At 63.6% G+C, this 23135-nt stretch carries 22 protein-coding genes; 9 read left to right on the top strand and 13 right to left on the bottom strand.

Annotated features, from left to right (window positions below; genetic code table 11):
• Nucleotides 1–8 precede the first annotated feature (8 nt).
• Both OA2633_RS05640 and OA2633_RS05635 read left to right on the top strand, forming a co-directional pair.
• Nucleotides 9–1145, top strand: coding sequence for a DUF819 family protein (locus OA2633_RS05640; RefSeq protein ID WP_009801529.1), 1137 nt, complete (start codon nucleotides 9–11; stop codon nucleotides 1143–1145).
• Between the two features lie 47 nt (nucleotides 1146–1192).
• Nucleotides 1193–3160 (top strand): serine hydrolase, encoded by a 1968-nt coding sequence (locus OA2633_RS05635; protein WP_009801528.1) that lies wholly within the window; start codon nucleotides 1193–1195, stop codon nucleotides 3158–3160.
• A gap of 445 nt (nucleotides 3161–3605) precedes the next feature.
• Here OA2633_RS05635 and OA2633_RS05630 read toward each other — a convergent pair whose 3' ends face one another.
• The 4 genes from OA2633_RS05630 to OA2633_RS05615 all read right to left on the bottom strand — a co-directional run bounded on the left by OA2633_RS05630 (nucleotide 3606) and on the right by OA2633_RS05615 (nucleotide 6977).
• The gene (locus OA2633_RS05630) at nucleotides 3606–4979 is read right to left on the bottom strand and encodes an NAD-dependent succinate-semialdehyde dehydrogenase (protein ID WP_009801527.1); all 1374 of its coding nucleotides are present in this window, start codon (nucleotides 4977–4979) and stop codon (nucleotides 3606–3608) included.
• A 115-nt stretch (nucleotides 4980–5094) separates the two neighbouring features.
• Entirely contained in the window at nucleotides 5095–6009 is a 915-nt protein-coding gene (locus OA2633_RS05625; protein ID WP_009801526.1) for a glutamate cyclase domain-containing protein, read from the bottom strand.
• A complete protein-coding gene (locus OA2633_RS05620) occupies nucleotides 6009–6509 on the bottom strand; it encodes a hypothetical protein (protein WP_009801525.1) in 501 nt (166 codons plus the stop codon). Before OA2633_RS05620 ends, OA2633_RS05625 begins: the two co-directional genes overlap by 1 nt.
• A 9-nt stretch (nucleotides 6510–6518) precedes the next feature.
• Nucleotides 6519–6977: a YHS domain-containing (seleno)protein gene (locus OA2633_RS05615; RefSeq protein WP_009801524.1), complete on the bottom strand. Its 459-nt coding sequence runs from the start codon at nucleotides 6975–6977 to the stop codon at nucleotides 6519–6521.
• Between the two features lie 198 nt (nucleotides 6978–7175).
• Between OA2633_RS05615 and OA2633_RS05610 the strand changes: the two genes are divergently transcribed.
• Nucleotides 7176–7676 carry a GAF domain-containing protein gene (locus OA2633_RS05610; protein ID WP_009801523.1) on the top strand — a complete coding sequence of 167 codons (501 nt, stop codon included), beginning with the start codon at nucleotides 7176–7178 and terminating at the stop codon, nucleotides 7674–7676.
• Here the strand turns inward: OA2633_RS05610 and OA2633_RS05605 are convergent.
• On the bottom strand, nucleotides 7673–8119 hold the full coding sequence (locus tag OA2633_RS05605; protein WP_156776135.1) for a hypothetical protein: 447 nt from the start codon (nucleotides 8117–8119) through the stop codon (nucleotides 7673–7675). The two genes, OA2633_RS05610 and OA2633_RS05605, sit on opposite strands and share 4 nt — an antisense overlap.
• Nucleotides 8120–8158: 39 nt before the next feature.
• Nucleotides 8159–9397: a hypothetical protein gene (locus OA2633_RS05600; protein WP_009801521.1), complete on the bottom strand. Its 1239-nt coding sequence runs from the start codon at nucleotides 9395–9397 to the stop codon at nucleotides 8159–8161.
• A 178-nt stretch (nucleotides 9398–9575) separates the two neighbouring features.
• Between OA2633_RS05600 and OA2633_RS05595 the strand changes: the two genes are divergently transcribed.
• Nucleotides 9576–10154, top strand: coding sequence for a DsbA family protein (locus OA2633_RS05595; RefSeq protein ID WP_162010972.1), 579 nt, complete (start codon nucleotides 9576–9578; stop codon nucleotides 10152–10154).
• Between the two features lie 679 nt (nucleotides 10155–10833).
• Here the strand turns inward: OA2633_RS05595 and OA2633_RS15770 are convergent.
• Complete coding sequence (locus OA2633_RS15770) at nucleotides 10834–11532, bottom strand: SIMPL domain-containing protein (RefSeq protein WP_162010971.1); 699 nt, start codon at nucleotides 11530–11532, stop codon at nucleotides 10834–10836.
• A gap of 113 nt (nucleotides 11533–11645) precedes the next feature.
• Nucleotides 11646–13892 (bottom strand): S9 family peptidase, encoded by a 2247-nt coding sequence (locus tag OA2633_RS05590; protein ID WP_009801519.1) that lies wholly within the window; start codon nucleotides 13890–13892, stop codon nucleotides 11646–11648.
• A gap of 147 nt (nucleotides 13893–14039) precedes the next feature.
• Between OA2633_RS05590 and OA2633_RS05585 the strand changes: the two genes are divergently transcribed.
• Nucleotides 14040–14399 (top strand): hypothetical protein, encoded by a 360-nt coding sequence (locus OA2633_RS05585; RefSeq protein ID WP_009801518.1) that lies wholly within the window; start codon nucleotides 14040–14042, stop codon nucleotides 14397–14399.
• A gap of 3 nt (nucleotides 14400–14402) precedes the next feature.
• Here OA2633_RS05585 and OA2633_RS05580 read toward each other — a convergent pair whose 3' ends face one another.
• Nucleotides 14403–15158 carry an SIMPL domain-containing protein gene (locus OA2633_RS05580; RefSeq protein ID WP_009801517.1) on the bottom strand — a complete coding sequence of 252 codons (756 nt, stop codon included), beginning with the start codon at nucleotides 15156–15158 and terminating at the stop codon, nucleotides 14403–14405.
• Nucleotides 15159–15227: 69 nt separating this feature from the next.
• Entirely contained in the window at nucleotides 15228–16673 is a 1446-nt protein-coding gene (locus tag OA2633_RS05575) for a hypothetical protein (protein ID WP_162010970.1), read from the bottom strand.
• 168 nt (nucleotides 16674–16841) lie between these two features.
• Between OA2633_RS05575 and ettA the strand changes: the two genes are divergently transcribed.
• The 4 genes from ettA to OA2633_RS05555 all read left to right on the top strand — a co-directional run bounded on the left by ettA (nucleotide 16842) and on the right by OA2633_RS05555 (nucleotide 20889).
• Complete coding sequence (gene ettA / locus OA2633_RS05570; RefSeq protein WP_009801515.1) at nucleotides 16842–18506, top strand: energy-dependent translational throttle protein EttA; 1665 nt, start codon at nucleotides 16842–16844, stop codon at nucleotides 18504–18506.
• A gap of 10 nt (nucleotides 18507–18516) precedes the next feature.
• The gene (locus OA2633_RS15240; RefSeq protein WP_009801514.1) at nucleotides 18517–19194 is read left to right on the top strand and encodes a LuxR C-terminal-related transcriptional regulator; all 678 of its coding nucleotides are present in this window, start codon (nucleotides 18517–18519) and stop codon (nucleotides 19192–19194) included.
• A gap of 73 nt (nucleotides 19195–19267) precedes the next feature.
• The gene (locus OA2633_RS15235; protein ID WP_009801513.1) at nucleotides 19268–20029 is read left to right on the top strand and encodes a CPBP family intramembrane glutamic endopeptidase; all 762 of its coding nucleotides are present in this window, start codon (nucleotides 19268–19270) and stop codon (nucleotides 20027–20029) included.
• A gap of 86 nt (nucleotides 20030–20115) precedes the next feature.
• On the top strand, nucleotides 20116–20889 hold the full coding sequence (locus OA2633_RS05555) for a hypothetical protein (protein ID WP_009801512.1): 774 nt from the start codon (nucleotides 20116–20118) through the stop codon (nucleotides 20887–20889).
• Here the strand turns inward: OA2633_RS05555 and OA2633_RS05550 are convergent.
• The 3 genes from OA2633_RS05550 to OA2633_RS05540 form a co-directional block, all read right to left on the bottom strand.
• On the bottom strand, nucleotides 20886–21560 hold the full coding sequence (locus OA2633_RS05550; protein WP_040612489.1) for a CatA-like O-acetyltransferase: 675 nt from the start codon (nucleotides 21558–21560) through the stop codon (nucleotides 20886–20888). The two genes, OA2633_RS05555 and OA2633_RS05550, sit on opposite strands and share 4 nt — an antisense overlap.
• 134 nt (nucleotides 21561–21694) lie before the next feature.
• Complete coding sequence (locus OA2633_RS05545) at nucleotides 21695–22312, bottom strand: phospholipid-binding protein MlaC (protein WP_009801510.1); 618 nt, start codon at nucleotides 22310–22312, stop codon at nucleotides 21695–21697.
• A gap of 33 nt (nucleotides 22313–22345) precedes the next feature.
• Nucleotides 22346–23086 carry a VacJ family lipoprotein gene (locus OA2633_RS05540; RefSeq protein WP_009801509.1) on the bottom strand — a complete coding sequence of 247 codons (741 nt, stop codon included), beginning with the start codon at nucleotides 23084–23086 and terminating at the stop codon, nucleotides 22346–22348.
• Nucleotides 23087–23135 lie beyond the last annotated feature (49 nt).

Raw genomic sequence — 23135 nt, 5'->3', positions numbered from 1 at the left:
GCGGCCTCATGATCGGAGCGGAGAACATCTTCGGTCTCATGGCGGCGCTTCTGGGCATATGCGCATTGGCCGCGGGTCTGGAACGCACAGCCTGGGGACGTCGCATCTCCGGAGCGGGGATCATCCTGCTGACGGCGCTGCTCGCGGCGCAGTTCGGCGTCATTCCCAGAAGCGCGCCGCTCTATGGAACGATCTGGACCTATCTGGTGCCTCTGGCGATCGCGCTGTTTCTGCTCAAGGCGGACCTGATCAAGGTCTTCACCGAAGGCGGGCGCGTCCTGATCGCGTTCCTGGCCGGGATGGCGGGCACGATCGCCGGTGCGGCGCTCGCGGCGCTGATCGTTGATCTGGGCGTCAATGAAGCCCGGATCGCCGGCGTGTTCGCCGCCACCTATACCGGCGGCTCCCTCAATTTCGTCGCCGTGGCGGAGGCGGTGGGCCTGCAGGACAGCTCCCAGCTCTCGGCTGCGCTCGCCATCGACAATATCTTCGGCGTCGGCTTCATCCTCCTGCTCAATCTTGCCGCGGGCTGGAGCCTGTTCCAGCGCTGGTATGGCTGGCGGGCGGACCGGCTTGGCGAACGCCTCCTTCCCGTAGAGGACGCAGACGCTGGCGGCGCCAGCCTGTTCGGTCTTCTGTCCGCGCTTGCGGTTTCAGCGGCGGCTGTTGCGGTCAGCGGCGCCGTTTCAACCGCGCTGGGCATCGCCAATTACGAGATGCTGGTCCTGACGGTGATCGTGACCGTCCTTGCAACACTCGGTCGCTCAGTGCTCGCAGGACTGAAGGGCGAGGACGTGATCGCCATGATGTTCATGTATCTGTTCTTCGCCATCATCGGCGCCGGGGCGGATCTGGGCGAGATGCTGCAGGCCGCGCCGGGCATGTTCGTGATGGTGGGCTGCATCTTCGTGGTGCATGCCCTGGCCGTTCTGGCCGTCGGGCGGTTGTTGAAGTTGAACTATGCCGAGATGGTCACCGCCTCTCTGGCCTGTATCGCCGGCCCGCCCATCGCGGCGGCGATCGCAATTCTTTTCAAATGGCGAAACCTGGTCGCGCCCGGAATCCTCACGGGGATTCTTGGCTATGTGCTGGGCAATTTCGCCGGCGTGGGTCTGTTCACCCTGCTCCAGGGCGGCGCCCCATGAGCTTTCACCTGAAATGTCGGGAGGCGTTGATGTCTTTGAGAACGCAGATGAAATGGCTTGGAAGCTTGGTGCTGGCGCTCAGTTGCGCCACCGCGCTGGCGCAGGAGGGCGGGGCCGATCCGCAACCGCTCGACAGCCCGGTTCCGCGTGTTGAAACGCCAGAGCCTGTCTCGCAGGGGCCGGCCAGTCTGACCCGCACCGATGTGGACGCCTGGCTGGACGGCTTCATGCCCAATGCCATGAGCGTGGCCGATATTGTCGGCGCTCAGGTTGTGGTGGTGAAGGATGGCGAGATCCTGACGGCCCGGGGCTTCGGGTACTCCGACCTCGAGGCGCGCACGCCGGTGGACGGGTCTGGAGACATGTTCAGGCCGGGCTCTATCTCAAAGCTCTTTACCTGGATTGCGGTCATGCAGCAGGTGGAAGCGGGGCGGATCGATCTCGACGCGGATGTGAACACCTATCTCGATTTCGAGATTCCCGACGCATTCGACGCACCGATCACCATGCGGAACCTGATGACCCATACGGCCGGTTTCCAGGAACGGCTTTACAACCTGATCATCGGGGATCCTGCGCTCAACCTGTCGCTGGAGGAGTTTCTCAAACAGGCGCCGCCGCCCTCACGGATCTTCCCGCCGGGTGAAACGCCGGGCTATTCCAATTACGGCACGGCGCTCGCAGGCTATATCGTTCAACGCGTCACGGGGCAGGGCTTTGAGGACTATGTGGACGAGCATGTCTTCGCCCCCATGGGCATGGAGCGGGCGACCTTCCGCCAGCCTCTGCCGGCCGAGTTCGAGCCTTTCATGGTCAATGGGTATGCCAGCGCATCTGATGGCGTGGCCCAGTATTACGAGCTGGTGCCCATGTCGCCCGCCGGCTCGGTCGCCGCGAGCGGCGAGGCCATGGGCCGGTTCATGATTGCGCTGCTCGAGCGCAATCCCGAGGTCATGTCGGCGGAAACCTGGGAGCAGATGTATGAGACGCTCTACCCGCTGACGCCCCCCTTGAACGCGATGGCGCTGGGCTTCTGGCAGCTCGACAAGGGCGATTTGCGCATTCGCGGGCATGGCGGCGACACCAATTTCTTCCACTCCGACCTCAACGTCATGCTTGATGACGGCGTGGGCATCTATGTCACGGTGTACAGCACCGGGCCGGCCGGTGAAGCGGGGGCGCTGCGCTTCGCCGTGACCACGCGGTTCGAGGAACGCTATTTCCCCGAAGTCACCCAGCCGGTCGGGCCGCGCCTGGATACGGCGATGGAGCACGGCGCGCTGGTCGCCGGGACCTATGAGAGCTCGCGCACCATCGAGACCAATTTCGCCGCCATCCTGCGTTTCGCCGGGCAATCGACGATTACGCAGAATGAAGACGGGGATCTGGTCTTTCCGCTGTTCGGCCCACCCGTGGTCTGGCGAGAGGTCGAGCCGTTCGTCTGGCGACATGTGGGCGGGTATGAACGCATGGCCGCCGTTCTCGATGAGGACGGTCAGGTCGAATATGTGACCTTCGAGCCGGTCTCTCCGATCATGCATCTGATCCCTGCGCCCTGGTGGCGCACGGCTTCACTGGTGACCCCGGTCCTGATTCTGGCGATCCTGGCGCTTCTGGCGACATTGGCGCTCTGGCCGGTCCGCGCAATCGTGCGCTGGCGCTACAAGCGGGCCTTCCCGCTGACGGGGCGGGAGGCGCTGGCCTATCGCGCCGCTCGCGGCGGCATTGTGCTGGTCTTCGCCTTTCTGCTGATCTGGGGGCTGACCTTCCAGACCATGTTCGCGAACCTGACGGGCTTGGGTTCGGGCTTCATCAGCCAGCTCTACATCGCCATCGCCGCGCAGTTCCTGTTGTATCTTGCGCTGGCGGCGACGGTCTGGAACGCCTTCGTGGTCTGGACCAGCGCCCAGAGCTGGTTCGCCAAGCTGTGGAGTGTTGTGATCATCGCCTCGGTGGCGATGGTGCTCTTCTTCGCCGGCACGAACGGTCTGCTGAGCTGGGAGACCAGCTTCTAGCTCCACCCATCCTGAGCTGTCTGCGTTCCGCTGATCCCCCCGGCCTCCGCGCCGGGGGGATTATGCGTTCAGGCGGGCTTTGACCGGTGCAATCGCAAGGATTTTTCCGTGCTGGAGGCTAGACTGTCCCCCAGCATGGAAGGTCAGCACATGAAGCTTGGATACGGATTGTTGTCGGGCGTTGCGGCCCTGGCTCTGACAGGTTGTGACGCCGCCCCATCCACGCCGACGCTTGAAGGGGCGGGGCGGTCCCTGGAATTGTATCCCGACTTTGTAGCCCAGCACGCAGTTTCCGAGCATGACGTCGTGATCGTGCATCAGCTCAATCACAACCGACAGATCAATGATGCGCTGGTCATGGTGCGAGCGGCCGACTGGATCGCTCCCATGAGAAGGCCCGCCCGGATCGTGCGGGCGGGCCTGATTCTGCTGTTAGGCTCTGGGTCTAGTTCAGGACCGAGACGGCCTTGGCGTTGACGAACTCCTTCATGCCGAAGCCGCCATGCTCGCGGCCATAGCCGGAATTCTTGACCCCGCCGAAGGGCAGGTTGGGCGTGGCGATGTCATAGCCGTTGATCATCACCATGCCGGTGTCGAAATGGTCGCGCGCCAGCTTGAGCGCCTTGTCCTTGTCTTGCGAGAAGATGCCGCCGCCCAGACCGTAGCGGCTGTCATTGGCGATGCGCATGGCGTCTTCATCGTCCTTGGCGCGAATGACCGATGCGACCGGACCGAACAATTCGTCATCATAGGCGGGCTGACCCGGCTTGACGTCCACCAGCACGGTTGCGGGATAATAGGCGCCGTCCTTGTCCGGCACTTCACCGCCGCACAGAGCCCGGGCGCCGTTCTCGATGCTCTTGCGGACCTGGTCGTGAAGCTGGTCGCGCAGCTCAACACGGGACATGGGGCCGAGCTCGGTCTCCTCTTTCATGGGGTCGCCCATTTTGATTTCGGCCATGGCCGTGGCGTAACGGTCGACAAAGGCGTCATAGTGTTTGTCCGTGACGATGAAGCGCTTGCCGTTCACACAGGTCTGGCCGTTGTTGAACAGGCGCGCCTGAACACAGGTCTCAACCGCAAGATCAAGATCCGCGTCCTCCAGAACGACATAGGCGTCATTGGAGCCCAGTTCGAGCACGGTCTTTTTCAGGTGTTCCCCGGCCTTCCTGGCGACGGTCTTGCCGGCGCCCTCGCTGCCGGTCAGGGTCACGCCGCGCACCTTGTCATGGGCGATCACGTCATCGGACTGGTCATGGTCGATCAGCAGCACCGTGAACAGGCCTTTGGGCAAGCCGGCCTCCTCATAGATCTGCTTGAGCAACAGCCCGCTTCCGGTGCAGCTTTCCGCGTGCTTGAGCAGGACGCCATTGCCCGCCATGAGGTTGGCGATGGAATAGCGCACAGCCTGGTAGCAGGGGAAATTCCAGGGCTGGATGCCATAGATGACCCCGATGGGCGAATAGGTGACGAGCCCCTTGCCGTCCGGACGTTCACGCGTTTCATCGGCGAGTTCCGAGGGCCCTTCATCCGCCGTGTACTCGCAGATGCTGGCGCACAGTTCGATCTCGGCCTGTCCGTCCTGAAAACGCTTGCCGGTCTCCCGGGTCATCAGCTCGGCGTACTCGTTCTTGCGGGCGCGCAGGGCGTCCGCAATGGCGCGAATGACCGAGGCCCGCTTGGCCAGTGAGGTCAGCCGCCAGTCTTCATAGGCCGCATGGCAGAGTTCGATGGCCTGCTCGACGTCCTGATCCGACATCAGGTCATACTGCTTGAGCGTTTCGTTGGTGGCGGGGTTGATGGTGGTGAGTTGAGCCATGGGGAGGGTCCTCGTTTTGCGCATTCGCATTACGGGATCAACGAGACACCCTGACCGGTTGTTCCATCGTGCGTGACATAATCGCAGGAGCGGGAGGCTCTGACGGCGCGTCCAGTCAGCGTGCGAGGGCGAACAGGCGGTCCCGCTTGGCGAGGTGAATTTCGAGGGGCAGGCCGTCAATCGTCGGCGCGGATTCGGCTGTCACGCCATCCACCGCGCCTGCGCTGAGCGCTGCTGAGAGACGGTGGCATTCGCGGGCATCGCTGACAGCGTCGCGCCAGACCGCGGAATCGCCCGGCGCGACAGCGGCCATGGCGGCGGCGAGCGCGTAGCTGGTCCAGTGGCTGACGCCGGTCACGATCAAGGCGTCGGCGCCGGTGGCGCTCGCGATGGTCTGGCCATCGGCGATATGGCTGAAAAGCGCAGATTTCGGCAGGGCGCCCATGCCGATTTCATTGCCGCCATCCCCCGCCGCCAGACGCGTATAGCCAGACCGGGGACTGAAGACCGCGTCAAAGGCGAGCGTATGGGCTGTCAGGTCCTGAGCGCGCATGGAGTAACAGCGTCCGTCGATCGCGCGTCCGGGGCGCTCAATGGCGAACACGGTGTCGACCCCACGCGCCCTGAGTGCAGGGTCGAGCATGTCTGGCGTTTCGGGAACATACAGCACATCCGCCGGCAGGCCGGCTTCGGCCACCAGGCGATAGAGCACGGGCGCGCAGGGCGCATCGGTGATGATTACCGCCTCGCGTCCCAGGGCGAAGAGCGCTTCTGCGATCGCCATTACGGTCAGCGGCCCGTCGGTTTCCGCTGCGGGTTTTGCAGCGTGGGCGACGTAAAACCCTGTGAACAGGGCGAGCGGGCTGCGGGATTGAGCGAGATGTCTCGCCGCCCGTTCCAGCCCGCCAGCCGCATGTGGCGCAAGCTTGTCCGCGCCGCGGCTTGCGCCCTGCGCCAGTTCCGCCTCCAGCGCCGCAAACAGGCTGTGACTGTCCCGGGTCTGCGTGTCGGAGGCGGGGGCGGGGCTCATCAGTCAGGATTTCCTTTCAGGATGCGCAGGGCTTCACCGCCACGCAGGAGAACCAGCATCGCGCCTGCGACCCATGTGAGGCAAGCGGCGATGAAGAGGGCGGGGCTCCAATCGGTCGGTTGACCGTTGTCCCAGGCGGTCGGGGTCTCGATCCCAAGCGGCGTGAAGAGGTGAAACACGATCGCCCCGCTCATGACCGCGAGGGCCAGCAGACCGCCCAGGGTCTGACTCAGCGCGGCCTGGACCGGTTTTCGCGTGGTCAGCAGGATGATGAAGGGAACACCCAGCACCAGCAAGGAGGCGGTCAGCTCCGCCAGTCCGATGATCCAGGGACCCGCGGGATAGAAGAGCGCGATGCCCGACCAGTCGCGCAGGGTTTCGAAGATGTGTCGGGGCGTTTCGTGACCCGTGAACTTGAAGCGCAGGGAATCCAGGAAGATCGCGGAGATCCAGACGCCCAGAACGTAAGCGGGGATTTTGCGCAGGAGTGAGCCGGCCATATCCGTTCCCTACTCGTCCACAAGGCCGGGATAGTTCGCATTCGCCCGCTCGATATGGCCGGGAATGTCGGTACTCCAGCGGTCCTGGATCTGGGCGTTGTAGTTCAGGTAGAGAACGCCATCGACGATGTTCCAGACATTGGGATCGCCCTTGGCTGTATAGCCTTCCGAGACCGCCCAGGCGCAATACCCGCCATAGGCCGGGGCATAGGCCTCGGGGTCGGACAGGAACAGGTCGAGATTGGCCTGGCTGGCGAAGCGGAACTCGGCGCCGCGCCATTCTGTTGAGAATTCACGCTCGCCGCGGATCGCCTGGCCTTCGGTATGGTAGGCGACGGCGTCGTAACCGCCGACGGCGGTATTGCTGAATCGGCCGGTATAGATCGGGTCTTCCGCCCAGGCGGCGTCCGCAGGAAGGACGGCGCCGGCAGCCGCCAGAGCGGCGGCGAGGAACAAGGCTTTACGCATGATCAACTCCCATCTCATCGGCACAATCGCCGGTCAGGGCAGGCATACGCGATGTATCCGTTTACCGCTTTACACAGCTTTGCACGAGCGCGTGAGAAAGACGTGATCACACTTCTTTACAGACGGGTGCTGGCGTCAGGACGATCCTGCGCCTAGATGTGCGCGCAATAATGACGTCACAGCATGCAGGAACCTGTTATGGCCGAAGAAATGAGCACCGCGGTCGAGGGTGAAACCAAGGCCGAAGCCTATGTCCGGATCGGCAAGGAGATCGCCGCGATCGTCGCCGGTGAGACCAGCCGGACCGCGCGATACGCCACGGCGGCCTGTCTGCTGGCGCACAATTTCGGCCCGCGCTTTTTCTGGACCGGCTTCTACGTGGTGGATCCGCAGAAACCTCAGGAGCTTGTGGTGGGCCCGTATCAGGGGACGCTGGGCTGTCTGCGGATCCCGTTCGGTCGCGGCGTGTGCGGCGCGGCTGCGCAGAGCGGCGAGACCCAGCTGGTGCGGGACGTCGAAGCGTTTCCGGGCCACATCGCCTGCGACAGCCGGTCTCGATCGGAAATCGTCGTGCCGGTCCTTGACGCCGATGGAGCGCTCGCTGCCGTTCTGGACGTGGACTCAGCCGAACTCGACGCGTTTGACGCCGAGGATCAGGCGGGTCTTGAAGCGATCTGCAAGATCCTGCTGACGGCCTAGAACAGCCAGAAGAAGCGGCGGCGACGCGGCTCTCGGGGCTCGGCGCTGCGGGACTCCCTGGCATTGTCGGCGACGGAGGGTTGTGCGACCGCGGGCGCCCGCTCGACCTCTCCCATCAGCGCGGCGCGCGAGGCGTCAGTCATGGCAGGCGGAGCCGGAGCGCAGACATCAGCGTCGCAGAGCGCTGCGTCCATGCCCGACAGTCCCGAGGTGAAGCTGGCCGCGCCGCCTGTATAGGCGGACAGGCCCATGCGCGAGCGCACCGTGTCGCGAAAGGCGTCCGCCCGGGCGCTGAGATTTTCAGCCCGCGCCTGGGTTTCCTCAAGCCGGGACAGGTCCGCCGGGCGCGGGGCGCGCACCGCCATGGCGACATCATCAAGGCGGGCGCGGGCCAGAGCTTCGCGGGCCCGTTCGATGTTCAGGCGTGTGGGGTCTTCGCTCATCATCACCTCCTCAAGGACGTGTGAGGGTGGAGGGGCAGTTTACGATTTTTTAGCATACCACTCAAATCCGCCGGTGCGCGAGATCATTGCGACATCGACTTCGCCGCCCACGCCGGTCTGGGTCTGGTGCAGGTCGCTTTTGAGAATGTTGAGCTCCACCAGAGCCTTGGCGGTTTCGCCCATTTGCTTTTTGCCCGAAGCGGCGACCACGGCGATGAACGGGTCGATGAATTCTTCCTGTGAAATCGTGCGCGCGGTGTGGATGAATTCGGCGGACAGGGACAGCAGTTCTGAGTCGCGCATTTCCCCCATGACCCGACTGATCTCGGCCTCGTCGAGGCCGGCCTTGCGCAGGGCGATCTCGCTGGCGGCCTCATTGGTCACCATGTTCATCGAGGCCATCACATCGAACATGTACGGATGGACCCCGCGCAGGAAGGCATGGGTCATCTCCGCCTGCGCAAACGTGCGCAGATACGCGTTCGGCCCGTTCTCCACGCCGACCTGGGTCGTCTCGTCATGAGCGCGCTTGATGACGCCATCGACCATGATCGACGCATAATAGTGGCAATAGACGGGGAAGACGTCGCCCTCGCCGAATCCGGCGAACACAAGCCCGGCATAGGGCTCGAGGAAGGCGGGGCGCGTGATGATCAGATAGGCGAAGTCATAGAGCTTGTTGCGGATGCTCTCCTGCATGCCGAATTCGCCGAGGGCCTCGCCGATCAGGCTGTCGAGCATGCTGGCGTATTGCTGGTAGAAGCGGTCGCGATCCAGAGCCGCAAAGACTTCAAGGCTTGGTCGCTCCGCCCCGCCCTCATCCTGCAGCAGGTGCGCGCGATACAGATCCAGCGCGCCCTCGAAGGCTGCGGCGTCGGTCTCGTACTGGCCCGGCGCATGGGTGCGAAGATTGCGGGCGTGATTGAGCACGGTCAGCATGGCCGCGCGCATCAGGTCCTCGAGCTCCTCGCGCTCCTCCTTCTCGGGGAAGAGCTGGCGGTTATTGTCGATGAAGGCGAAGAAGGCGTCCGCACAGGCCTGCACGCTGTCAAAGTCGAGCTCGCCCTGGGCGCGCTTGAAGGCGTGGGCGATATGCGACCAGGACCGGCCCAGCACGTCGCCGCGCGAATACACCATCAGCGCCATGTTCGGGCCGAGCTGGAGGATCTTCTCCGCTTCCAGCGTGACGACCGAGCCTGGCCCGCCGCCATAGGTGACGGCGCTGTCCGCGGCCAGCACCACGGCCTGCCGGTTCATGATCATGACTTCCGATGTCATCGCCGCTCATCCCCCTCGGTTCTGACGCCCATGGCAGAGGCCCCCTCGACCTGCATCGCGGCTCATTCAAATGTGACTGGCCGCCATACGCGATGCTGTTAACAGAACGTTAGCGCCCTGCGGCGTGGCTGTTAAGCTGCAGATGATCAATTTCTCCTCGCGCCCGGGAATTTGCGACATGAACGACACGACCGCCTCAGGCCTGCGATGCTATTTCGGTTTCCGCAGCCCCTATTCACGCCTGGGCCTGCACAAGCTGGCGCGGGCCGGGTTCACGGGTGACCTGATCCCCTTCATCCTCAGCCCGGAGAGCGGTTTCGTCGATCCGCTGTCCAATCCGAAAAAGCGCGATTACCTGGTGCAGGACGTCTACCGCATGACGGTGCGTCAGGGCTTGCCGCTGGCGCTGCCCGACCCTTTTGATCCTGACTACGCGCCTTCAAACGCTGCCTTTCACGCTGCAAGCGCCGCTGGGCAGGGCATGGCGTTCGCGCTGGCGGTCTCCGACCTGCGCTGGGGGCAGGGGCTCGATATCTCCAAGCCGGACGTGCTCGGCAAAGCGGCGATGATGGCGGAATGGGAGGGATTTGATCCCGATGCCCTGCCGACCGGCGAGGCGCTCAACGCGATCCTGGACGGCTATAGCGAGCAAGCCGACGCAGACGGCGTCTTCGGCGTGCCCTTCCTGATTGATGGCGCGGACAAGTATTGGGGCCATGACCGCTTCGATCTATGGCTCGAAGCGCAGGCGGGGTAGGGGCTCATGGGTCCCCGGGTCAAGCCCGAGGACCGAGAGTAGAGCCTGAACCACTCGGCCTTCGGACTTGATCCGGAGGCCCATGCGACGCTGCTTTCATCCGCACTCTTCGAGGACAACCCTCAACTTATCCTCCCCCTCCCGCTCTTCCCCCATACTGCCCCCACTCCTTCAGAGCGGGCGGCCGGCGCGTTGGGTTCGGGAGGGGTGGTGGTGTCCCGAGCGGGCGCGGTTTAACGCACCGCGCTGCAGCGAAAAGGCGGGACTTCGTACATTCCGGCGATCCTGTTGGAGCCGCGCCCCTGGGGCAGGAATCCCTTGGGCGGACGTCTGACAAACGTCCAGCTTGGACAGGCTGCGTAGAAATGGCGTCAGCAAGCCGGTCGAGGCCGTAGAAAACACCACCGCGCGCGGGAGCCTTATCGGGCTCCATAACAAAACCAACAGACCCATAATCGCCCGGACTGCTCCCGCGCGCCCTGCTCATGCCCTCGCCGTCTTGCGGCGGGGATGGGGGTGCTTCTTCTATTCCCTCTGAGTGTCATCCCGGCCCTGAGCCGGGATCTACCGGTTTCATTGCTGTGATCAAAACAGAGCGGTTTCGGTAGATCCCGGATCGCTTCGCGTCCGGGATGACAGAATGCAGAAGTGAGGGAAGGCTGTAATGGGGTTTATTTGTTTATGGGCACTGGGCCAAGAATGACGCTGAAATATGAGCTTCAAAAAAAGCGAGTGGTTGTGTGGCCGTGACGTGCGTTGAATGCTCAGACGATTCACTCAAGCTGCTAGGGCTGATGAGCGCGTCATCATTGTTTTCACTGTTTTCACTTGGTTCTATTCTGATGAGTTCTATCGAGCTGAGGCGGACCAAGTTGCATCCAGCAGACGAAGCTACGATGACGGCTCTGTTGCGGGCATCAGCTGTCGCTCGTTCAACAGCTCGGCTTTCAGTCTCTGGTGTTGGGTTTGTGATCCATTGAATGGATGTGGAAACATCCAGGTCAGCATCGGAGATGTAACTCAGAGCTGCTGAAATTTCATCAGCGGAGCCTTCAAAGTAACTGAAAACAGGAGTTTGCTCTGAAGCTTCATCTGCCGAGCTCAGTGGTGGGTACAAAACCCATCCATTGCTTCGTTCTAACGCCGTGACATTTGTTTGCTCTATCAGGCCAGATCGAAACGCGCCCCAATCAAAATCTGTACTAACGTTACCACTAATAAGAAGAACCCCTTCTTGCGCCTCTTGAGAAACTGAGCCCTTGCCTCTGACCATAATGTCCAAGGTTGGCGCTGAACTGGCCGATTGAGCGAGTGCGGGTGCAGGTGCAGCCCAGAGCAGGCAGCTTGCCAGAACCGTTACACCCATCGTCTTCATCATGTTTCGCATCCCCTATTGCGTGTGCTTGCACACTCTAGAGGCGGCTTGCGCCTGCGCAAACAAAAACCCCGGAGCTTGGCTCCGGGGTTTTCGCGTCTGGTCCGCCGATAGACTTACTCCTGGTCCTCCTCGGCCAGTTCGCGGCCGAAGAAGTCGTAGATCGTGGTCCACAGATGGCGTTGCAGGGCGGGCGGGCGCACACCGTGACGCTGACCGGGATAGGTCATCATCTCGAAGAGCTCGCCGCGTTCCTGCAGCTCGGCATAGAGCCGGGTGGCATGGTCGAAGGTGACGTTGTCATCCGCCATGCCATGGATCAGCAGGGTCGGGGTTTCATACCCGTCGAGATGGGCGAAGGCGGAGCCTTCATAATAGCCGCTCTCATTGTTCTGCGGGGTGTCCATGTAGCGCTCGGTGTAATGGGTGTCATAGAGCGACCAGTCGGTCACCGGCGCGCCCGAAACCGCGGCGTCGAACCGGCCCGGCGCCTGCAGCGTGGTCATCAGCGTCATGTAGCCGCCATAGGACCAGCCCCACAGACCGATGCGGTCATTGTCCACGAAATCCAGGCTTTCAAGGTAATCGAGCCCCGTCAGCTGGTCGCGCACCTCGACCGTGCCCATACGGTCATGGAGCTCCGCTTCAAAAGCGAGGCCGCGATTCCAGCTGCCGCGATTGTCGAGCTTGAAGAGGATATAGCCCTCGTCCGCGAACAGCTGATCACGCGCGCCGACCCAGCCCCCGGACACGGTCTGGACGTGCGGTCCGCCATAGACCTGCACGATGGCCGGGCAGGGATTGGCCGCCGAGCAATGGTCCGGCTTGAGCATGGACCAGTAGAGCTCGGTCTCCCCGTCATCGGCGAGGACCGTGCCGAATTCGGGAACCAGATGGCTCGCGAGGAACGGCGCATAGGGGTGGTCTTCATTGATGGTGTTTTCCTCGATCCAGGCCACGCGCTCGCCGGAAATGTCGTAGAGCGCCGTCTGGGGCGGGGTGTCGGGATCGGAATAGCTGCCGATAAAGCCCGTGCCGCCCTGACCGAGGCTCACGCTCCAGCGGCCTTCGCCTTCGGTGATCTGGACCGGCTCGCCGCCCTCAAAGGGCACGGCGTACAGATGACGCTCGAGCGGGCTCGTCACCCAGCCTTCGAAATAGACCGTCGCGCCGTCTTCAGACAGGCCCGCGATATCATCGACCACCCACTCGCCCGAGGTCAGGGGGCGCACCGCGCCGTCCGCGCTCACATGATAGATGTGCCGGAAGCCCGTGCGTTCGGAGGTCCACAGGAAGCCGCCATCCTCGAGCGCGCGGAAATCATTGGTGAGGTTGATCCAGGCGTCGTTCTGCTCGGTGAGGACGGTCTCGGTCGCGCCGGTCTCCGGGTTCGCGGCCAGAATGTCGAGCACGGTCTGGGCGCGGTTCTGGCGCTGGGCGTACAGCGTGCCGCTGTCCTGGCTCCAGTTCACCCGGGCGAGATAGATGTCGGTCTCTTCCCCGAGATCGACCTGCGTCCGTTCGCCGGTGGCCACATCGATGACATGCAGCTCGATCAGCACGTTCGGCGTGCCCGCGCGCGGATAGCGCTGGTCGGTGACGGTGACGCCCTCGGCGTTGATGCCGAAGCGGGGCACGATCTCGACCGGGGTCTCGTCAATGCGCGCCGCGGCGATATAGCGGCCATCCGGGCTCCACCAATAGCCGGTGTAACGGCTCATCTCTTCCTGGGCGACGAATTCGGCGACGCCCCAGCTGATCGCATCGCCGCCCTCGGTGGTCAGGGCGCGCTCCTCGCCGGTTTCAAGATCGTGCACCCAGAGGTTCTGGTCGCGGATGAAGCTCACATAGGACCCGTCCGGGCTGACGCGGGCGTCGGTCTCGAACGCCTCGGTCTGCATCAGGCGCTCGGCCTCGCCGGTGTTCACATCGACGTAGAAGACATCACCATCGAGCGGCACCAGAATGGCTTCGCCCGTCTCGTCCCAGTCATAGCTGACGACGCCGGAGGTGGAGATGCGGGCGCGCTCGCGATACTGGATCTCGGCCTCGGACAGCTCCCGCTCATCGGGCGCCAGCACGGCGGAATCAACCAGCATGTAGGTCCGGCCATCGCTGAGATCCATCGCCCAGAGATCGGTCACCGTGCGGTCGTCATCCTTGGGGCGCAGGAAGGTCACGCGCTCGCCATCAGGTGAAAAGCGCAGGCCGCGCGGCGTGGCGCCGGCGAGGTTCGCGCTGCCGAACACATCATCAATGCTCAGGGCCGCCGGGTCTGCGGGCTCGGAGGCCTGGATGTCTGTGGATGGCGCGCAGGCGATCAAGGCCAGCAGGCACACGCAGGTGGACAGGGCGTGGCGCATGAGAACTCCCCTTCTCTTGTTCTGTCGGGCGCGAAGCTACAGGCAGGGCGCGCGGGGGACAATGTCGGGGCGGCCTCGTAACTGATCTTAAGCATTCTTCGGCGAGACTGAGAATGTCCGGAAGCGTTCAATTTCTGGGAGGCGTCCATGCCTGTACTCGTCACTCTCGCCCTCTCCGCCAGCCTCGCCGTCAGTGCGCAGGCCCAGCGTTTCCCCGTGATCGACGTGCCGAATGATCCGGCGGCGCGCTATGACGTGCTGATGCTGGTGCCGATCCGCGGCGGCAATCTGGAGATCGTCACCCGCCGCGTGGGCCGTCGCGGGGAGACCTTCGTGCAGCGCGAGATCAACTGCCGCGAGGGCCTCGTGCGTTATCTGGGGCAGGGCCATACGGTGGACGAGATGAACGCGGACCACCGCAATTACCATTTCGAGCCCATCGACCCGAACGCCATCTCCGGCCATATCGCCGAATACGCCTGCGCGAATGTGGAGCGGCCGGAGTAGGGGTTAGTCGTTAGAGGCTGGGACCGGATCGGCGAGTTCGAAGACGACGGTGATTTCTGAACCTGCCCGGATATCCGAGGGCGAGATATCCAATTCTTGAACGGGCGCGCGCATCTGCGCGGTTACGGTGATTGTTTCCTCATCAACACGCCTGCGATTCACATCTACGCGCCCGTATGCGGGTTGAATGGAGATGATGTCCCCAAGCTCGAGACCGGAGGCCTCAGCCAAGGCATTGGCGCTGTGCTGGGCGTTCGCCAAGGCATCCTGCAACGCTCTTCTGTCAACGCTCTCCGCATCTCCAGCGAGAAAGTCGTAAATGCTGGCATCGGCTGCGCCCAGCTCGTTGGCAAGGCTCGCCATGTTTCCAGCTAGAGCTGCCGGCGAAATTGTAATTGTGATGCGTTGAGTCACCACATATCCCTCCGCCTCGCATGGTGTCCCCCTGTAGATATTGCGGTTCTGGCCCCTTGGGCAGTCTTGCTGAATATCAAGTTCTTGAGTGCTCAGGGCGAAGCTCTCCATGCCTTCTAATCGGGGCAATTGACTGTTTAACGTCGTGAAAAGGGCTTGCGCTTGTTCTAAAGCCTCAGCCTGAGTCTCCGCGCGTGCGCCGAGGTGAACTTCGACCACAGCATAGTGCGCGGGTTCCACTGCCCACCCTTCGGCGGTCACTGTCACCGTGCGCGGCGTTTCAGGCTCGCAGGCGGCAAGGAGCGGGCTGGCCAGAAGCAGGGCTGGAAGAATGAGCCGTTTCATGTGATTTCCCCCTATTGGAGAAACCATACGCCATTTTCGGCTCTTGAGAATGCCCTGAGTGGCTCGCGACTATTTCCCCACAATCCCTGCCGCACACGCCTCAAGCGCTTCAGAAGCCGGCTTGATCCGCAGATGGGCGTGGGCGTCGGCTTCCAGGCACTCCGGCAGGGTCAGCGTGCGCAGATCGATCAGCCCGCCCTCGACAATGTAGTGCTGGTAATCCGCGTCGAACTGCTGGCCGAGCGCGTCGCGCAGGGCGGCGTGCAGCGCGGCGTCTGAGAGGGTGCGCGCGTGTCCGTCCCCTTCCAGCGCGTCGGCGCGGTCAATGAGAGTGGCGAGCACGCGGGTCAGGCCTTCATCGCCCTCCGCTTTCAGGATCGTATCCCAATGCAGGGCCAGCAAGGCGCCGCGCTGATAGGGCAGGCGCTCGGTCTGTTCGCTCTCAAACAGGCGCTCATTGAGCGCCTCGGCGGGCAGTGTGTTCACGTCCGATGTCCTGTAGGCCGTCCAAAGCGCGTCCATGTTGGCCGCGAACTCATCAAGCGTGATGCGGCCGGTCTGAAGGAGCAGGCGCTGGGTGAAATACTCGGTGAAGCCTTCGGTGAACCAGGCGCGGGCAGGATCGGTCGCCTCATCGGTCTGACCGGCCCGGCGCGGAATCCATTCGTGCAGGACTTCATGGGTGATCGTGTGGATGAGGTTTTCAGGATCGGCATTGGGCGTGGCGAGCAGGAAGAAGGCCTCATCAAAGCCCGATCCGATCACCGCCGAGCCCTGAGGCAGCTCCGGCAGCGGCGTCACCATGACGAAGTATTGCGCAAACGCCGGGTCCTCGAACAGGCTCGCCGCCTGGCCCAGCGTGTCCGCTGTCACGGCATGCAAGGTCGTGTCATCGAGCGCCCAGTCGCCCCGGATCGCCGAGCGCAAAGCGAGGCCGTCCCCATCGGTTGTCTCCATCCGGAACGCCCCAAAAGCGAACAGGCCGTTGGTCAGCGCGGCGTAAGAGACAGGCGCGCTTTCGCCTGCCTCATCAACGGGGCGGTTGATCCTGCCGCCGTCTGGCAGGATGACGCGGACGTCATCTGTCGCCTCGTCAAAAGACGGCAGCACCGCGCCGCCCGCAAAGAAGGCGTAGTCCGGCTGCAGGACGGGCCGCATGCCGGGCAGGCGCTGTGCGCCCCATTGCGGTTCACCCTCATAATCCTGCGCTATGTCATAGCGGACCTCGATCGGGCCAGCGGGCAGGGCGGTTACAGACAGGGACGCGCCAGCCCGCTCGAACGCCAGAGGCCCATCCGGGCCGCTGACGGCCACATCGCTGACAAGCTGCGTCAGGTTTTCCGCGGGTCCCCATTGCTCGGGGAAGCGCAAGGCGAGGCTGTCGCCCGCCTCCGCGTCAAAGCCCAGCGTGAGGGTGACCGTGCTCCAGTCCTCCCCGGTCCGGCTGACCGAAACCGAGTTCGGCAGGGCGGTCTGCTGCGCGGCGGCCAGCGCCAGCGCGATCAAGGCGTTCATGAGCATCTCCCCCGTTTGGGGAAAGCCTGACACGTCGCTCGCGCGGTTTCACGTTACACTCTGGAAAGCGTTGCGCGGTCTGGCCTACAGCCCCGATTGCATCCGCCCCCCTATCTCCGGTATAGCGGGCGCAAAGTTTCAGCCCCTCATCAATGGAGCGCTGCGCCTATGGCCGCGTATCAATACGTCTATCACATGGACAATCTGGCGAAGACCTATCCCGGCGGGAAACAGGTCTTCTCCGGCATCTCGCTGCACTTCCTGCCGGACGCCAAGATCGGCGTCGTGGGCGTCAACGGCGCGGGTAAATCCTCGCTGCTGCGCATCATGGCCGGTCAGGACAATGACTTCACCGGCGAGGCCTGGGCGGAAAAGGGCGTGCGCGTGGGCTATCTGCCGCAGGAGCCCAAGCTCAACCCCGACAAGACCGTGTGGGAGAACGTCATTGAGGGGTCTGAGGACAAGCAGATCTATGACGCCTACAACGCCATCGCCATGCAGCTTGCTGAGGATTACTCCGACGAGCTGATGGAGAAGATGACCGAGCTGCAGGAGCAGGTCGACGCGCGCGATGCGTGGGACATCGATTCCAAGATCGAGATGGCCATGGACGCCCTGCGCTGCCCGGCGCCGGATGCGGATGTGACGAACCTCTCGGGCGGTGAGCGCCGCCGCGTGGCGATCTGCCAGCTTCTTCTGTCCAAGCCGCACATGCTGCTGCTCGACGAACCGACCAACCACCTCGATGCCGAAAGCGTCGCCTGGCTCCAGAATCACCTGGAGAACTATCCCGGCGCCGTTCTGATCGTCACCCACGACCGTTACTTCCTGGACGCCATCACCACCTGGACTCTCGAACTCGATCGCGGTCAGGGCGTGCCTTACAAGGGCGGCTATTCGGACTGGCTGGAGCAGAAGGCCAAGCGCCTCGAGCAGGAATCCCGCGAAGAGGGCGCCAAGCAGCGCGCTCTGGCTCGCGAACTGGAATGGATCCGCGCCGCGCCGAAAGCGCGTCAGGCCAAGTCCAAGGCGCGTATCAAGTCCTATGAGGAAAAGCGGGACGCGGCGGAGAAGGAAAAGATCTCGACCGCCGTCATCCGCATTCCCCCGGGCCCGCGCCTCGGGGGCAATGTGGTCGAGTTCGACCATGTGTCGAAAGGCTTTGATGACCGCTTGCTGATCAACGATCTCGACTTCAAACTGCCGCCGGGCGGCGTTGTGGGGGTGATCGGTCCGAACGGCGCGGGTAAGACCACCCTGTTCAAGATGATCGTCGGCGAGGAACAGCCCGATAGCGGGTCTGTCACCCTCGGCGAGACCGTGAAACTGGGTTATGTGAACCAGTCGCGTGACGCGCTCGACCCCAACAAGACGGTCTGGGAAGAGATTTCCGACGGCAATGACATGATCATGCTGGGCGAGCAGGAAGTGCCGAGCCGGGCCTATGTGGGCGCGTTCAATTTCAAGGGCGGCGACCAGCAGAAGAAGGTCGGCATCCTGTCCGGCGGTGAGCGCAACCGCGTGCACCTCGCCAAGATGCTCAAGGAGGGCGGCAATCTGCTCCTCCTCGACGAACCGACCAACGATCTCGACGTTGAAACCCTGTCGGCCCTGGAAGCCGCGCTCGAGGACTTCCCCGGCTGCGCCGTGGTGATCTCGCACGATCGCTTCTTCCTCGACCGGATCGCCACCCACATCCTCGCCTTTGAAGGCGACAGCCATGTGGAATGGTTCGAAGGCTCGTTCACCGACTATCTGGCCGACAAGAAGCGCCGCCTGGGCGATGACGCGCTGGTGCCCAAGCGCGTGAAGTTCCAGAAGTTCGAACGCTAGGACTTCGACGATGACGTCCGCTGAACGCCGCCGCCTGACCGCATTTATGGCGGGACGGCGGTGGGCGTCTCTGGCGGTGATCTGCGCGGCGCTCACGGGCGCCGCGCTCATCGTTTTCATGATTGCGCGGCCCGAATGGGTGTTCCGCTCCCCTGTTCTGGTGCTCCTGCTGCCCGTGCTGATCGTCGTGGCGCGGTGCTGGCGTGCGCCCCTTCAATGGCGCGGCGCACTGGATGATCTCAAAGGCGATGCGGTCGAAATGGACAGCGGCGTCGCCCATGTTTACTGGCGAAGACGTCCCGGCCTGTTCTCAGGCCTGAGTGCGACGCTGGAGCTTGAAGGGCGGCGGTTCACGCTTGAGGACGATATGGCGGGCGCGGTGACGCCGGGCGTCTGGCTGACCGCGCGTTACGCCCCGGCTTCTGGCGCTCTGTTGTCCATCGAGCGAGCCTCCCGACAAGAGGCGGGGCTGGACCCGGTCATCGCGGATCAGCTGACAGAGCGTGAGCGCGCCCTGCTGGCGCTTCTGGCGGAAGGGTTGAGCGACAAGGCGATTGCGCGGCGGCTCAATCTCTCTCCGACGACCGTGCGCACCTATAACAGCACCCTCTACGCCAAGCTGGGCGTTCAAGGGCGCGGCGAGGCGGTGAAACTCGCCCGCGGCGCCGCGCTGACATCTGCAGACTGACAGATCACTGACATCCGTCGATAGGTGCAAAACCCTCCGCGCGACAGCCTCCTCCCATGCAAGGGAGGACATCATGCATCAAGATGTGACACAGCCGCTGTGGCGGTTTCGGGACGGGATCGTTGTGCTCGCCACAGCCATGGCCGCCTACACGGCGCTAAGCTGGGCGCATATGGCGCTCGTCAGCGAGACGGTCGGCATGGAGGCCTATGTTGGCTCCGGCGACAGACTGCCGCTCAAAATCCTCGTCATCAGTCAGCTCAGCAAGGCGGTCGCGCTTCTGGGCGTGCTCTGGGGGCTGGGACTTTTGCTCAAGGGGCTCGACTGGCGTGCGGTGGGATTAAGGCCCGTCGGGACGGGCTGGCTTCTGACCGGCGCGGCGGCGGGCCTGGGCTTCACGGTGACGGGGCTGATGCTGGTGAAGGCGTTGACCGGGCTGATCCCGTCCTGGGCGATGATGACCCGGGCGCCGTTTGATTTCGGACCGTCCGCCTCGCCGGGCATGATCGCGGCCTTTGTGGGGATGACGCTTGTGGTCACGCCGTTCGCCGAGGAAGTCTTCTTTCGCGGCTTTGTCTATAAATGGATGAAAGGGCATCGTCCGGTCTGGCTGGCGGCGCTTGTCTCCTCGATCATCTTCGGGGCGTCCCATATCGTCCCGCATCAGGCGATCAATGCGGCGGTGATGGGGCTCGTCCTGATCTGGCTCTATGAGCAATCAGGCTCGATCTGGCCCGCCATACTCGCTCATGCGGTCAACAATGCGCTGGGGGTCGGGCTGGGCGCGCTGGCCGCACAAGGGCTGTTGCCGGCTTTCCTGACCGCGCCGGGCTAGGCGTGAAGTTTTCCTGACAGGGCAGGTTTGGCGTTGCGCGTGCGGGGGCGCCTCGATAATCCTGAGGTGCTGGCCTGGAGGATGGTATGACCAGCACGCTTCCCGAACATCATCAGCGGTTTCTGGACCGCGCCCTCGCTGTCTTCGCTCAGGAACCGGGACTGGCCGCGGTCCTGGGCGGCGGCTCTCTGGTCCATGGCGGGTTTGACGCCTGGTCCGATCTTGATCTGGTGCTCGTTTACGACGCTCCGCCTGTCACATTGAATGACAAGCGCGCGCTGGCGATGCGGCTGGGGGATCTCGTTTCGTCCTTCACCGGAGAGCATGTGGGCGAGCCGCGGCTGCTGATCACGCTTTACGGGCCCGAGCTTCTGCACGTGGATCTGAAGTTCGCAGACGCGACCGACCTTGATCACCGGGTGGAGCGTCCGGCGATTTTATGGGCGCGGGACCGGGCGGCGCTGGAGGCGCGACTGGATCAGGCGCAGATCGCCTGGCCGCAAGCGGATGCGCAATGGCTCGAGGACCGGGCCTGGATTTGGCTGCACTACGGGGCGGCCAAGCTGGGCCGGGGCGAAGTGTTTGAGGCCATCGGCATGCTGGGCTTTTTCCGCGAGCAGGTGCTGGGGCCGATGCTGGCGCGGCGTCTGGGCTGGCCCGAACGCGGCGTGCGCAAGCTCGATGACGCGCCGGGGGCGGAAGCGCTCAAGGCGACGTTGGCGGAGGCTGACCCCGATGCTGTTCGGAACGCACTGAAGGCGGCTGTGACGGCTTATCTCGATCTGAGATCCGATGCGCCGCCCGCCCATCCTGCGCCGGGCATGCCCGATGCCCTGCTGGGATTTCTGGACAGGACCTAGCCCTTCACGAAGCGCTCAAGCCTTGAGCTCACCGCCTCGAACCAATCCGCCACATGCGCGCCGTCCACAAGTCCGTGATGGACCTGGACTGACAGCGGCAGGGTGAGGCGACCCCAGGCTTCCATGCGCCATTGGCCGGCTGCGATATTGGGCGTCGCCGCAAAGGCGCCGCCGCCGCTTCTGGGATGCTCGATCGAGCTGAAGCGCAGGAAGGGCAGGCCGGTGCAATAGAGCTGGCCGCATTCCGGCCCGGTCTCGACATTGGTGCGCATCTCGGTCGCGCTCTCCGCTTCGGGCTTGTCGGCGTGATAGGCGGTGATGAAGGCGTCGAGATCTTCAGTGAACGGGACGTAGGAAAAATTCACATGCCCCTGGGCGTTCCGGACCGTGTAGCTGGGCAACAGCGCATTGATGCGAAAGGGCTGACCGTCCGATGTCAGGCGCCAGCGGAAGGCGTCCACATCCAGACTGGCTCCGCAAATCGCGTGAAACAGCACGGCGAAGGGGGGCAGGACCCCGGACTTGGCCTTGGTGACAAAATCCGGCGCTTCCAGCTCGGCGCTGAGGTTCAGCCGCGGATCGTCCATGCCGTCAAACCAGCTCAGCTGGGCGGTGCGCTCAAACGGCGTGCTCTGCGCAGGGAGGATTTCTGGGGCGGGAAAGGCGGTCATGGCGCGGGTCCGGTCTGACAGAGGCGGATCATGCGACGCGAAGGCCGGATACGAAACCGCCGGAGCGCGCTCGTTAGCGCGCCCCGGCGGGCCATTCAACTGAGGTCGCCCAGGCGCGACGCCATGTCGTGGGTCTAGCTGTCCTGACCCGGCTCGCGATTACGCAGCATCTCGGTCGCCGCGCTCACATCGCCGCCATTGTCGCCGATCACCGACAGGATCTGTTCGCGCTGGGTCTGGGCGAGCCACACGCCCAGCACTTCCACGTCCACGGCCTTGAGGTCGCCATCGGTTTCCAGAATGCGCCAGTTCACTTCGTACTCTTCGTTCTGGGGGCCGCCGAAGACACGCGAACGGACAATGTAGTCACCCGGATTGCGGGTCACCGAACCGGTCACGTCCAGCTGTTGACCGGCATAGGCGCTCAGCTCGCTTTCATAGACGCCGATCGCGTAGTTGCGGAATGCGGTGCGAAACGCGTTCAGATCGGCCTCGGAGGCGGTGCGGCGATAGCGGCCCAGCACGAAGTTGGAGATGCGCTCCACATCGGCGAGCTCGTCGATGCGATCACGGAAGTCCTGGCGAACGGCCTCCAGATCGGTCTGGCCTGATTGCAGTTCGGACAGGGTTTCGATGACCTGGTTGGCCTGGGTCTGGACAAAGGCTTCGGCGTCTTCAGCCGTTGTGGACTGGGCGAGAGCTGCAGGCGCAGCCAGCGCCAGCGCAAACGCCGAAATCAGCAGTTTCATCATCGGGGAGTGCTCCTTGCCGCCGTTTCGGCGTGCTTATTCGAACTCAGGCAGGTCCTGGTAATCCTCGTCCGTCTCACCCTGGCTTTGGATGAAGGCGCGGCGGGACTGACGCCAGGCTGAACGCGCCTGAACATAGGGGTCGATTGCGGTGCGATTGAGGCTGCCGATGGCGTCATCAAGGTCGGCGCGGGTCTGAACGCCGTTCAGTCCGCGAACGCCCCAGGCCCAGGCCTCGCCGGATTCCTCTTCATTCCAGTTGAGCGGATGAGGATAACGATCGACAAAGCGTCCGGTTGCATCGCGGACGTTCGAAGGGCCGATCACGGGCAGCACCAGATACGGCCCATCGCCAACGCCCCAATGGGCGAGGGTCTGGCCAAAGTCGCGGCGATGTTCGGGCACGCCCTCATGGGTGGCGACATCAAAAACGCCCGCCACGCCGATCGTGGTGTTCATCAGGAAACGGCCGAACGTATCGCCCGCCGCATGCACATCGCCTTGCAGCAGGGCGTTCGCGAACACCACCGGCTGGTTGAGATTCGTCATGAAATTGCGCACGCCGGTCTGCACCGGATCGGGCGTGACGGCGTCATAGGCGCGCGCGCCCGGACCAATCACCGCATCGTCCAGCGTCTGGTTCACCGCGAAGATGGCCCGGTTGGTCGGCTCGAACGGGTCGCCGGTCTCCTGCGCCAGCTCACGCGATGCGCAAGCGGTCAGGCTGAGCGCCGCCAGCAGGACTGCGGCGTAAGAGGTCAGAGCGTCAATGCGCATGGAGGGTCCTTTGGGTCGTATATTCGGTTGGGAGCAATGTCGTGTCTGG

It is taken from the genome of Oceanicaulis sp. HTCC2633, assembly GCF_000152745.1.
Lineage (GTDB): Bacteria > Pseudomonadota > Alphaproteobacteria > Caulobacterales > Maricaulaceae > Oceanicaulis.
The sequence above is the reverse complement of the archived record's forward strand: the minus strand, read 5'-3'. Positions and strand labels throughout refer to the sequence as shown.